The 11177-nt window shown below is 37.9% G+C and carries 15 protein-coding genes; 3 read left to right on the top strand and 12 right to left on the bottom strand.

What is annotated here, in order from left to right:
* Positions 1-133 precede the first annotated feature (133 nt).
* Complete coding sequence (locus GSF09_RS03800; protein ID WP_159799608.1) at positions 134-1369, bottom strand: ABC transporter permease; 1236 nt, start codon at positions 1367-1369, stop codon at positions 134-136.
* 6 nt (positions 1370-1375) lie between these two features.
* Between GSF09_RS03800 and GSF09_RS03795 the strand changes: the two genes are divergently transcribed.
* Positions 1376-2680: an exo-beta-N-acetylmuramidase NamZ domain-containing protein gene (locus GSF09_RS03795; protein WP_159799607.1), complete on the top strand. Its 1305-nt coding sequence runs from the start codon at positions 1376-1378 to the stop codon at positions 2678-2680.
* Between the two features lie 86 nt (positions 2681-2766).
* On the top strand, positions 2767-2979 hold the full coding sequence (locus GSF09_RS03790) for a hypothetical protein (protein WP_159799606.1): 213 nt from the start codon (positions 2767-2769) through the stop codon (positions 2977-2979).
* On the opposite strand, the gene GSF09_RS03785 is transcribed toward GSF09_RS03790, so the two are convergent.
* The 3 genes from GSF09_RS03785 to GSF09_RS03775 are packed head-to-tail and all read right to left on the bottom strand — an operon-like array spanning position 2980 to position 4151.
* The gene (locus GSF09_RS03785) at positions 2980-3234 is read right to left on the bottom strand and encodes a hypothetical protein (protein ID WP_159799605.1); all 255 of its coding nucleotides are present in this window, start codon (positions 3232-3234) and stop codon (positions 2980-2982) included. It lies immediately after the preceding gene.
* A gap of 51 nt (positions 3235-3285) precedes the next feature.
* A complete protein-coding gene (locus GSF09_RS03780; protein WP_159799604.1) occupies positions 3286-3690 on the bottom strand; it encodes a PH domain-containing protein in 405 nt (134 codons plus the stop codon).
* Positions 3687-4151 carry a YkgJ family cysteine cluster protein gene (locus GSF09_RS03775; RefSeq protein ID WP_370515976.1) on the bottom strand — a complete coding sequence of 155 codons (465 nt, stop codon included), beginning with the start codon at positions 4149-4151 and terminating at the stop codon, positions 3687-3689. Before GSF09_RS03775 ends, GSF09_RS03780 begins: the two co-directional genes overlap by 4 nt.
* 92 nt (positions 4152-4243) lie before the next feature.
* Here GSF09_RS03775 and GSF09_RS03770 point away from each other — a divergent pair, with 92 nt between their 5' ends.
* Positions 4244-4951, top strand: coding sequence for a bifunctional 2-polyprenyl-6-hydroxyphenol methylase/3-demethylubiquinol 3-O-methyltransferase UbiG (locus GSF09_RS03770; RefSeq protein ID WP_159799602.1), 708 nt, complete (start codon positions 4244-4246; stop codon positions 4949-4951).
* 46 nt (positions 4952-4997) lie between these two features.
* Here GSF09_RS03770 and GSF09_RS03765 read toward each other — a convergent pair whose 3' ends face one another.
* The 8 genes from GSF09_RS03765 to GSF09_RS03730 all read right to left on the bottom strand — a co-directional run bounded on the left by GSF09_RS03765 (position 4998) and on the right by GSF09_RS03730 (position 11142).
* Positions 4998-5411 (bottom strand): DUF2059 domain-containing protein, encoded by a 414-nt coding sequence (locus GSF09_RS03765; RefSeq protein WP_159799601.1) that lies wholly within the window; start codon positions 5409-5411, stop codon positions 4998-5000.
* A 17-nt stretch (positions 5412-5428) separates the two neighbouring features.
* On the bottom strand, positions 5429-6061 hold the full coding sequence (locus GSF09_RS03760) for a 7-carboxy-7-deazaguanine synthase QueE (RefSeq protein WP_159799600.1): 633 nt from the start codon (positions 6059-6061) through the stop codon (positions 5429-5431).
* 111 nt (positions 6062-6172) lie between these two features.
* Positions 6173-7867, bottom strand: coding sequence for a tetratricopeptide repeat protein (locus tag GSF09_RS03755; RefSeq protein WP_159799599.1), 1695 nt, complete (start codon positions 7865-7867; stop codon positions 6173-6175).
* Between the two features lie 24 nt (positions 7868-7891).
* Positions 7892-8821 carry a PstS family phosphate ABC transporter substrate-binding protein gene (locus GSF09_RS03750; protein ID WP_159799598.1) on the bottom strand — a complete coding sequence of 310 codons (930 nt, stop codon included), beginning with the start codon at positions 8819-8821 and terminating at the stop codon, positions 7892-7894.
* Positions 8814-9071 (bottom strand): hypothetical protein, encoded by a 258-nt coding sequence (locus GSF09_RS03745; protein ID WP_236564844.1) that lies wholly within the window; start codon positions 9069-9071, stop codon positions 8814-8816. Before GSF09_RS03745 ends, GSF09_RS03750 begins: the two co-directional genes overlap by 8 nt.
* Positions 9071-9904, bottom strand: coding sequence for an energy transducer TonB (locus tag GSF09_RS03740; RefSeq protein WP_159799597.1), 834 nt, complete (start codon positions 9902-9904; stop codon positions 9071-9073). Before GSF09_RS03740 ends, GSF09_RS03745 begins: the two co-directional genes overlap by 1 nt.
* Positions 9905-9936: 32 nt before the next feature.
* Positions 9937-10506: a biopolymer transporter ExbD gene (locus tag GSF09_RS03735; protein ID WP_159799596.1), complete on the bottom strand. Its 570-nt coding sequence runs from the start codon at positions 10504-10506 to the stop codon at positions 9937-9939.
* Positions 10507-10527: 21 nt separating this feature from the next.
* Positions 10528-11142 carry a biopolymer transporter ExbD gene (locus GSF09_RS03730; protein WP_159799595.1) on the bottom strand — a complete coding sequence of 205 codons (615 nt, stop codon included), beginning with the start codon at positions 11140-11142 and terminating at the stop codon, positions 10528-10530.
* Positions 11143-11177 lie beyond the last annotated feature (35 nt).

Raw genomic sequence — 11177 nt, 5'->3', positions numbered from 1 at the left:
ACCGCTTTTCCAAATTTATTTCAGGGGTTTTTTTAATGTTTTTTTATCCCGAAAAATAAACCGCTGAAAACTACAGCTTTGCAAATGAAAAAAAATTAAGTTTTTTTTAGCAGTTTTCCTTTTAAAATAAAAATCAATCAAAACGAAGTGCCTTAACAGGTGAAATTTTAGTAATTATATAGGATGGGATAAGTAATAATAATGTACATATTATTATTGTTCCTGCATTAATTAGTAAAATTGCAGGCACATCTATAACCACCGGTGCTACGGTTACATAATAATTTTCGGGAGGAAGTTTAATAACTTCAAAATATTTCTGGATAAACAGCAATCCTAAACTGATAGCGTTGCCCCAAAGCAGGCCCTTAATAATTAAATAAGCGGCATTATATAAAAATATTTTACGTACTGACCAGTTTGTTGTTCCCAACGCTTTTAGCAAACCTATCATTTGGGTGCGCTCTAATATAAGGACGAGCAAAGCTACCACCATATTTATAGTCCCTACTATAATCATTATTATAATTATAAGTATAATATTAAAGTCAAACAATTTAAGCCATTCAAAAATACTGTAATATTGCTCCTCTATAGTACGGCTTTCCAGTGTGGGGGGTATGGCGGCATAAATCTCTTCCCCTATTTCGTTCAGCTTACTAAAGTCATTTACAAAAACCTCAAAAGCCCCAACTTCACCATTCCGCCATTTATTAATTCGCTGCACATGGCGTATGTCGCCCAGTACATAGGTGGCATCAAACTCCTGAAACCCGGAATTATATATACCCACCAATTCAAACACACGTATATTAGGCATACTGTTAGCTTCCTCCTTCATAAAGTAAGTATTGAACTTATCGCCAACCTTAAGTTTAAGCCTGTCCGCCAGGTATTTTGATATAACAACTTCGGCATTAAGGTTCCCTTTCAATTTCGGAACCCTACCCGAAACCATATACTCCTGAAGGTTATCCCATTTATACTCTTTACCTACACCTTTAAAAATAATACCTTCAAAAGTTTCTTCAGTACGTATAATCCCCGCTTTTGCAGCTACAGCCTGAATATGGCTTACCCCTTTAACAGATGTAAATTCCGGATAAAAATCCTGGTGAATGGAAAGCGGCGCAACACTAACCTCTGACTGGTTATCATCAAAAGCGGAAATAATAACGTGCCCGTTGAATGCCGAAACTTTTTCCCTTATTTTTTCCTGCAACCCTACACCTGTAGCCACGGCAATTACCATCATTATAACGCCTATGGCAATGGCAATTATGGCTATTTTTATTATTGGGGCAGATATACTACTTTTATGATTTTTGGCAGTAACCAGCCTGCGGGCTATAAAATATTCTAAATTCAAAGGTATATGGTATCTTTTTCGTTTTTCAAAAATACATTTTTATTCTCAATACTATTAATGGCTGCTTGCGGAAATTCGGCGAGTCGGCAAAAAGCTCGTATCCCGATAATCTCAGCCAAAGAGAATCAGCTCAGGACAAATCCTATATATAAGGAGAACACCCCAATTAAAACAGGGGCCGAAAATTTTGAGGCATACTCCGCTTTACTCGAAGGCAAAAAAATAGGCGTAGTAACTAACCAAACCGGAATTATACCTTTTACTTACAGATATACTTCTACAAATGAAGCGGGAGAAGATGAGCCTGCATATGCAACAGATACCATAAGTATTGTAGACTTCTTACTAAAAGGGCATAATAATGTAACCACAATTTTTGCGCCTGAACATGGCTTTCGCGGAACTGCCGATGCCGGTGAGCTAATAAAGGACGGCAGGGATACACAAACTGGCCTGCCAATTATCTCCCTTTATGGCAACAACAAAAAGCCGAAACCTGATCAATTAAAAAATATTGATATTATGGTGTTCGACCTGCAGGATGTAGGCGCACGCTTTTATACTTATATATCATCTTTGCATTATGTTATGGAAGCGTGTGCAGAGAATAACATTCCGGTGGTAGTTTTAGACAGGCCAAACCCTAACGGTGGTATTATTGACGGGCCTGTACTGGAAAAAGAATACAGCAGCTTTGTGGGTATGCACCCCATACCTGTTTTACATGGCATGACAATTGGCGAATGTGCAAAAATGATAAATGGCGAAAGATGGCTGAAAAATGGAATACAGTGCAAGCTTACTGTTATACCTTGTTTAAATTATGAGAGGTATATGGAATATAACCTCCCTGTAAAACCTTCACCTAACTTACCAAATGCACAGGCTATTAATTTATATGCCAGCCTCTGCTTTTTTGAAGGAACCAATGTAAGTGTGGGAAGGGGAACTAACAAACAATTTCAGGTTTATGGCTCGCCTTTGCTGCCAAAACAAGGCTATAGCTTTACGCCTATGCCTAACGAAGGAGCCAAAGAGCCGCCACATAAAGGCATTACCTGTTACGGTGAAGACCTTTCAGCTATTGAAAAAGTAAACAGGCTGGAATTAAAATGGCTGATTAAGGCCTATAATGAAACTACAGATAAAACCAAATTCTTTATTCCGTTTTTTACAAAACTTGCAGGAACTAGAAAACTACAGGAACAGATTGAAGCAGGAGTAAGTGAAATAGAAATAAGGAAAACCTGGCAGCCCGGATTAAACAATTTTAAACAGGTACGGAAAAAATACCTGATTTACCCGGAATAGTTATTTCTTAATATTTTGACAAAGTCTTTTTAGTTGACAAAGCTGTTTTGTAATTTTCGTGTACTAAACAATTTAATACAAAAGCCATGAATATTACAGAAACAATAGACAACGTTATTCAATATGTACTGGAATTTATAGACAGGGTAAAAGGCTACATAGATGAAGCTATAGATTACCTTAACGACCTTAAAGATAAAATTGAAGGTTTACTTGATTATATTGAAGATAAAATTAAAGGTATTGAAAGCCTAGTTGAAGGTTTAAAGCATCACCCGGAAGAAGAGGTTGCGGCTTAATTACAGTTTATTAAGGTCTTCCGGTCGGGAAGGCCTTTTATTTTTATTTTGTATCGCCCTGGAAGTTTTCAGCAATATCTTGCTTATTGTATAAAGCAATAATAAAACTACAAATACCGGTAATGATAAAAAGGCTACTTCAAACAATTTATCATCCCACCCGGAAACTACAATATCCCGGTTTATAAATAATACTGCCGAAGCTATAATAAGCGAAAGTATATATATAACAAACAGCCTTTTTATGGTTTTCATCCGATAAAAATTTAACGGTTAAATCTACAAAAAAACGAAATACCAGTATTGCTAAATAGTTACCTGTATATCAGGATTAATTTTAAGCAGGTGTTCAACAAATTCGTCTTTACGGACAGGTGATACAAGGGCATAGTCATAATTCCTGCCATATTTTATTTCCAGCCTTTTTAATGATAATGCAGGTGCACTAAGCGGATTGCTTGTCGTTTTTACACAGGTTATATCACCTATGGCAATTTTCTGCCTCCCGAAAAAGCCACAACGAATTATCAGCATATTGCCATTAATAGTATAATATGTGCTGGCAAACATCCAAACAAGCAGGGCATTTGCCACGATAAAAATAAGTGTAAGTGTTAAATCACCCGTTATAATGCCTTCAATCACCGGCCACCCCATAGGAATGAATACAATCAGCAACAGCCACCAGTCAATTTTGCTGCGGTATCTCATATCGGCAATTTCTTTTTCATTTCTTCTACAATGTTATAGGCAGCAGGGCAAATGGCAACATTTTTTAAGGTAAGGTTACTTATCTGCTGAAACTTCTTCCTGTCAGTGTGCGGGAACTCGCGGCACGCTTTTGGGCGCACATCATAAATAAGGCAATAATTTTCTGCGTCCAAAAAATTACATGGCAGGTTTTGCAGTACATAATCATTATCTTCATCTATGCGCAGGTACTTATCTGTAAACTGCTGCGGCTTCATCCTTAAATGTTTTGCTATCCTTTCAATATCAACAGTAGTAAATAGTGGCCCTGTAGTTTTACAGCAATTGGCACATTTCAGGCAATCCGTTTTTTTAAACTCATTTTCATGCAGTTCCTGCATAACGTAATCTAAATTTTTAGGCGTTTTCTTTTTCAGCCTGTCAAAAAATTTTTTGTTCTCGTTATGCTTATCTTTGGCCATCCTGCCAAGGTTATTTAAAATCTGCTCCACCTTAACCTTATTTTATTGCAAAGGTAAGTTTTACTTTGGTAGTAATTAAACTTTAATAAAACATGAAAGACCTTTTTGGCAAAGCCATGCTGGATTATCAAACCGGCAACAACCCTGAAAACCTTATAACCGAAACTTCTATATCTGAAGCAGATGAAATGAGTGTAGCCTACCTTTTCAGGAATTTTAAAGAAATGCCGGCTATTGAACAAAAAGCCTTAAACCTTTGTACAGGGCGGGTACTTGATGTAGGTTGTGGGGCCGGCAGCCATAGCCTGTACCTGCAAAATGAGAAGAAAATGGATGTTACCGCTATAGATATATCTGCTAACGCCATTGAAACCTGCAAGCTTCGGGGCATTAAAGATGCCCGCTGCTTAAATGTAATGGCCATTGAAGATGAAAAATTTGACACCATACTTTTATTAATGAATGGTGCCGGAATGTGCGGCAGGCTTAATAACCTTACTGCCTTTTTGCAAAAACTCAAATCGCTTTTAAATACCGGCGGCAAAATATTACTTGATTCATCAGACATTATATATATGTTTGACGAAGATGAAGATGGTGGAAAATGGATACCTGCTGACACAAGCTATTATGGAGAGGTAGAATTTAAAGTAAGCTATAAAGGTGAAACAGAAGAACCTTTTAACTGGATGTACATTGATTATAACACCCTACAGAATGCAGCCTATGCCAACGGGCTAAAATGCAGGCTCATTATGGAGGGCAGCCATTATGATTACCTGGCCTCCTTAACCTTATAAAACAAAAAAGCCGGCATTAATGCCGGCTTTTTTATCAGTATTACTATTACTGCATGTATTTCATCATTATTCCCTGAACACTCATACCCCACTCCTGTCCAAGGCTTTGTGCTTTCTCCATAAATGAATCAGATTGTGTAAGTGCACTTATTTTCTTGCCAGAAGGGCTTTCATAAAACTTTATTGCAGCTTTAATATCCTCGTGGCTCAATTCTTTCATATAAAGGTCTGCAGTTTTATCAACAAGTCCGTTTATAGATGTTTTTATTTCCTTTTTAAACTCAGCCTGCTTTTCGGCAGGGATGCTTTGTGAAAACTGATCAACAAGTTTTTCATAAGTAGCAGCAACACCGCTTAGCTCAATGTACTTTAAAACATCTTTTTTAAATTCTGAATTTGCTTGTGCCGATCCAATCTGTGCCACTAAAAGAAATGCAAATGCAAGTAAAACTTTTTTCATGTTGTTAATTTTTTAAATTATGGTATATTAAGATATTTATGCGTTTGTAAAGATACACGCCATTTTGGATTTTCCATCACATAATCTACAATTAATGGTGTCATTTGTTCTTTTTTACTCCACTCCGGCTGAAGGAATAAAACAGCATTATCATTTACTTTGGCTGCCTGTTCTTCGGCAAATATAAAATCGTGCTTATTATGTATAATCACCTTAAGTTCATCTGCTTTTTCATAGGCTTCATCCACAGGTAGCTTTGTTTTTTTTGGAGACAGGCATATCCAGTCCCAACTGCCTGAAAAAGCATAAGCACCTGATGTTTCAATGTGTATTTTAAGGTTATGATCTTTAAGTTTAGCTGTAAGCGGAGCCATATCCCACATTAAAGGCTCTCCTCCTGTAACCACTATGGTATGGGCATACTTTGCAGCATTGGCAGCAATAGCAGCAATGCCTGTTGGCGGGTGCAGTTCCGCATTCCAGCTTTCCTTAACATCACACCAGTGGCATCCCACATCACAACCGCCCACCCTTATAAAGTAAGCAGCCGTACCAGTGTGGAAACCCTCACCCTGTATGGTATAAAACTCTTCCATCAGCGGAAGCATCTCTCCTTTTTCGACTGCTAATTGTATTTCCGTCTTCAACATTTTAAATCCTGTTACCCAAATGGCTGGCAAAGATACAATATAATTAATACACTTTTTACTGATATAAAAAAGCCGCCCATGCAGGCGGCTTTAGTAATTTATCCGGCTATATTATTGCAGCCTTTTTAATTCGCTTTTAGCATATTCATCATTCGGGTCAAGCTGTAAAGCTTTAGTAAAATAGTCTTTAGCCTTGGCTTTATCAGTAACAGCATAATAAGCACCGGCATTAGAGTAAGCCTCTATAAGGTTAGCCTTATTTTTTTCAACCTCTGCCTGACCTAAAGCAGTAACCATAGCTATATATTCATCATAAGCCTTTGCCATTTTCTGGTAAGCCTCATCTGTTTTTATATTTTGGTTTATCCTTGCTTTGTACAGGTAAGCATCCTGTGCCTGAGATGAAAGTTCAATTACTTTATCAAGCGCATTGCTTGCAATTTTAAGCCTTTCAATATTATTAGCTTTGTCTTCTTCTGATTTATTTACGTGGTCAAAATAAATTGAGTACGCAAGGTAGAAATTGTCATAAAACAAATTCCTGTTTTCAGGATTTGATACAGCCACTTCAAACACTACAGAGGCAGGCCCATATAGTTTTTGAGAGAACAGCTTTTTACCGATAGCGTTAAATTCATTCGTAATATCAATATCCTTCTCGGCTGCTGTTTTTATATCATTAATAGCTTCATCAAAAACCACCTGGTCTGTAACAACAGAATTTCCCTGCTCATCTGTTCCGATTGTTGAAGCAAGCTTTGCAAGTCCAAGATAAAGATAATCCCTTGCAATTAAACGGTTAGCATCAACTTTAGCCATAAACTCCTTCATTGCTTTTAAGCTGGCTTCATAATTACCGTTTTCGTATGCCGAATAAGAAAGGTAACGCAATATCCTTGGGTTAACTTTATCCAACTGCTGCATTTTTTGTGCCTCGGCTTCAAGAGCTTTATAATCCCTGGCCAATACAAGGAAATCAGCATGCCTCATACGTGAATTAAGCGAGTAATCTGTAAGCGACATATACTTTTCATAATAGCCTAAAGCCTTTTTAATATACTCATTGTATTTTGCCGTATCGGTATTTGCCCATAAATAATAGGTTTCGGCAAGTTCCCTGTAAACAGGCCCATAATTAGGATTAGTAGCTATAATAGCATCAAAAGCTTTAACAGCTTCAGGAAAAGCAGCCCTCGTATTTTTGGTAATAACGCCAAGCTGAAGCTTAGCCCTCAATACAGAATTATCCAATTGGAAAGCATTACGGTAAGCCCTGTAAGCTTCATTTTGGTTCCTGTCGCCATAATAAGCATCACCTAAGCTAAGGTAAGCCTGAGCATTTTTATCGTCTTTTTCAATTGCCTTATTCAAAACGGCAATTGCTTTTTTGTAATCTGGATTTTCCGATTCAATGTAAGCACGGCCTATATATATAAGCTGGTCAACATCTTTTCTTCTTAAATCATCTTCAACAGCTTTAAACTTTGCATTTGCTGCCGCGGCATTGCCATTATTTAGGTCTATATGGCCAAGCCCTATGGTATTGTATTCTGCATCCCTTTTTACATTTTTACCTTTACTAAAGTAAAAAAGTGCGGAATCCGGCTCGCTTTGTTTTAAATATACATCGCCCATAAGAAAATAATTTTTTCCTTCATCCGGGTTTTCAGTAATTAGTTTTTTTAAGGTGTTTTTGGCTTTTTGGTATTGTTCGGCATCTATAGCCTTTTTAGCCTCATCAACGCTTTGGGCGCTTACTGCAGTGGCTAACAATAATGATAAACCAAGGAATTTTACTTGTTTCATTTCAATCTCCTTTTTTTATATTAATTATTCAGTAGTTTCTAATTCTTTGCGGACAGCTATTTCCCGGGTAGGGATCATAACCGGCAATAAGCCTGATTTTAAAATTATACGCTGTCCTTCAGTACCCCCTATGTATGTGGCAAAACCCATGCCTAAACCATTTTTGCCCTGGTAATTTAACACATACAGGCTGCGCGTTAAGGGGTATAATCCCAGGCCCAGGTTACGCTGACTGGGTTTATAGTATTTATCCGAATTTTCTTCTGCTTTAACATTTTTTACTCCCATAACCTTAATATTTTCTACATATTCGGACAGGGAAGCTGGGGGCTGCAACAGCCAGTTAAGCCCAATTATACCCACAACATCTTTATTGTCATGAACATATTTTACAACCTCTTCGGTTGATTGTAAAGAGTAGATATTCCTTTCCGGGACTTTTGTAACGCCTGCTTTAGCCAGCAGGTATTGTACAGTACTGGAACTAGGATTATCAAAAACCAGTTTACTTTTCAATGATGATTCATTACCCCGCAGAATATTATAAATATCCTCAAGGTTTATAATAGTATCGGTAGATTGTTTATTGGTTATAAGTGCAACAGCATCAAAGCCAAACTGGCTGATACGGGGTGTAATCTTTCTTTTAAGAAAGTGATTTTCTTCTTCAGCAGTAAGTTTTCTAGGTAACACAGCTACAGCTGCACTATCTTTTGACAGCAGGTTTATAATTTCTGCCTCATCCTTATTAATCTGTTTGATATTCGCCCTGTCATACACACTGTGAAAAATGGTAAGCACATCATCAACAATAGGCTGAAGAGTATTGTCGGTAAGTAAAACTATACTACCGGAGGTAAGTGTTTCCTCTACAGGCTTATCCTCTGCTTTCTTATCATTCCTGCAGGAAATTAAAAAGAATATGCCTGCCAAAGCAATAACTAATTTATTCATTATTCTCTTTGTTTTTATTAAGCAACCTTACAAATCTTATAAAAGAATATATAATTAGCAGGCCGCCAAATGTATATCTTCCCGCAGGTGATATAGCCAATGGTATTTCCTTCCAGAAAATAATCATTAGGCCAAGCACCAGATACATTAAAAAGAAGACCATACCAAAAACGAACAGAAATCGCTGTACGGGCGATTTCTGCTTGTTGTTATGGGAATTTCTTTGTGAAAACATCCTCTGTTTCGTCACTACGACCTTATGTTTATAGTAATAGGAAGGTTGAAAGATGCCCTGACAGGCTTACCGTTTTGTACACCCGGCTGCCATTTTTTCTTAAGCGATTTTAATACACGCTCGGCTTCTTTACCCATTCCATATCCAGGATCCCTTAAAACCTTAATAGCTGAAAGGCTGCCGTCTTTTTCAACAACGAAAGAAACGTAAATCCTTGCAGTCATATTCTGGTCTATATCTGGTATCCTGAAATTTTTGTTTACATATTCGTAAAATGCTTTCATACCACCAGGAAACTCCGGCTGAACCTGTAACCCTGCTGAATTATAAATACTGTTATCTATAGGTTCCACACCTTTATCAAGGTCACCTGCAGGCACACCAATATTAATATCTCCCGTAGGGCTTGCTTCAGCATTCCTGGAGCTTGGGTCAGCTTCTTTAAACTGTTCAGTCCTTGGCGGTTCTTCAACCACTTCTTCTTTTTTCTTTACTTCAAGCGGCTTAAACTTAACCTCTTCAACCAAAGATTTTGGTGCCTGCCTTTGCTCCTGTACCGGTGGCGGTGGCGGTGGCGGCGGAAGCTCTTCTTTAGGCGGAGGCGGTAAATCTACAACCTGTATAACCTTATCAAGCGATTCCGGCTCTTTTTTAGCCACAAGTGAATTTACTGCTTCGTATATTTTAGGTATTCCTACAATAGCCACGAAAAGCAAAGCACCTATGAATAAAGCTTTAAAAGTGGTTTTTGTATTTTCTGTACGAAGTTTGTAGGCACCATAACTTTTGTTACGGCCTTCAAACACCATATCATTCCACTCTTTATCATATATGTTTAACTTTGACATAATCCTTATATTTTGGTTAGCAGCTAAAGGAATTAATACATTCCTTTTTCCTCTAACAGTTGAATTTCAGGTTCTGATATATCACCAATAGCATAAAGCTGTACATTGGTAATTGCCATTTCATCAAGTATATCAACCAGGTTTTTATAGTTGGTTTTATCGCTTGGTTTAATAATAACTATCAATCCCGGTTGTTTGCCGTCTTTATCTGTCTGTCCTTTATAGGCCGCTTCAACTCCGGCAATCCTTTGTAAAAGTGCCTGGCGGATACCATCCTTACCATATTTGGCTTCAGTTGGCGGAACAAGTGGCTCTGTAAACTGTCCTAAAAACCAAAGCAGGGAGTTATCTTTACCCATTAATATGGTCATAGTCCTGTCGTCCGGCACATCCATATTCTGCTCCTGAGTTGGATCTTTTTCTTTATCCGGCATTGCCAGGTTCATCGACTGGGGCTTTGACAATGATGTAGTAAGCATAAAGAATGTAATCAAAAGGAATGCCAAATCCACCATCGCGGTAAGGTCAACCCCCGGATTCATCTTTTTACTTCTTACCTTGCCGCCTTTGCCACCATCGCCGCCGGTATTTAATTCTGCCATTTATATTATGTTTTTATAATATTAAAAATCTTCATCTCTTAAGCCGGTAACAAGGAAGAACCTGTTCTTCTTTTGCTCCTGCAGTATATCAATAACCCTCTTTACCGTTGTATAATCCTCATCTGCATCGCCTTTTATAGCAATGTCAAGGTCTTTATAATCAACAGCCTTAGCTGCTTCCCTTGCAGAAAGCACCCAATCCTTAAGCTGGTTATTTATTGAATCATAAGGTATACCTTCCTGTACATTTTCAGCATTCCTTTCAGCAGGTTCAAGCTGCAGCAGCCCCCTTAACTTATTAAGCGGCACACCAAAGCCCTGCATGTTGGAAAAATCTTCATATTCCTGTTCAGTAAAGGTTACATTATACCTGTCTGCCATTTTTTTAAGCGTTTCCCTACGCACCTCTTTACCCAGCACTGTAAAAAACACTTTTTCATCGCCCACTGTTATAGTTGCCAGGTTTTCATCCGGCAGCTTGGTTTGCACAGTAGAGGCAGGTGTTTCCACAGGATGCGGCTCAGGCATCTTAGCAGTAGCAGTCATAATAAAGAATGAAAGCAAAAGGAAAGCCACATCACACATTGCGGTCATGTCAATCCTTGTACTTCTTCTCGATACTTTAACTTTAGCCATTATACTTTTTATTAGCTTATAACCAAGGTATTGAA

This window comes from Flavobacterium sp. MK4S-17, assembly GCF_009848495.1.
Lineage (GTDB): Bacteria > Bacteroidota > Bacteroidia > Flavobacteriales > Flavobacteriaceae > Flavobacterium.
The sequence above is the reverse complement of the archived record's forward strand: the minus strand, read 5'-3'. Positions and strand labels throughout refer to the sequence as shown.

Coding starts and splice junctions, on each gene's coding strand:
- GSF09_RS03795 (WP_159799607.1), top strand. CDS start 1,376: ATGGTATCTTTTTCGTTTTTCAAAAATACATTTTTATTCTCAATACTA.
- GSF09_RS03790 (WP_159799606.1), top strand. CDS start 2,767: ATGAATATTACAGAAACAATAGACAACGTTATTCAATATGTACTGGAA.
- GSF09_RS03785 (WP_159799605.1), bottom strand. CDS start 3,234: ATGAAAACCATAAAAAGGCTGTTTGTTATATATATACTTTCGCTTATT.
- GSF09_RS03780 (WP_159799604.1), bottom strand. CDS start 3,690: ATGAGATACCGCAGCAAAATTGACTGGTGGCTGTTGCTGATTGTATTC.
- GSF09_RS03775 (WP_370515976.1), bottom strand. CDS start 4,151: ATGGCCAAAGATAAGCATAACGAGAACAAAAAATTTTTTGACAGGCTG.
- GSF09_RS03770 (WP_159799602.1), top strand. CDS start 4,244: ATGAAAGACCTTTTTGGCAAAGCCATGCTGGATTATCAAACCGGCAAC.
- GSF09_RS03765 (WP_159799601.1), bottom strand. CDS start 5,411: ATGAAAAAAGTTTTACTTGCATTTGCATTTCTTTTAGTGGCACAGATT.
- GSF09_RS03760 (WP_159799600.1), bottom strand. CDS start 6,061: ATGTTGAAGACGGAAATACAATTAGCAGTCGAAAAAGGAGAGATGCTT.
- GSF09_RS03755 (WP_159799599.1), bottom strand. CDS start 7,867: ATGAAACAAGTAAAATTCCTTGGTTTATCATTATTGTTAGCCACTGCA.
- GSF09_RS03750 (WP_159799598.1), bottom strand. CDS start 8,821: ATGAATAAATTAGTTATTGCTTTGGCAGGCATATTCTTTTTAATTTCC.
- GSF09_RS03740 (WP_159799597.1), bottom strand. CDS start 9,904: ATGTCAAAGTTAAACATATATGATAAAGAGTGGAATGATATGGTGTTT.
- GSF09_RS03735 (WP_159799596.1), bottom strand. CDS start 10,506: ATGGCAGAATTAAATACCGGCGGCGATGGTGGCAAAGGCGGCAAGGTA.
- GSF09_RS03730 (WP_159799595.1), bottom strand. CDS start 11,142: ATGGCTAAAGTTAAAGTATCGAGAAGAAGTACAAGGATTGACATGACC.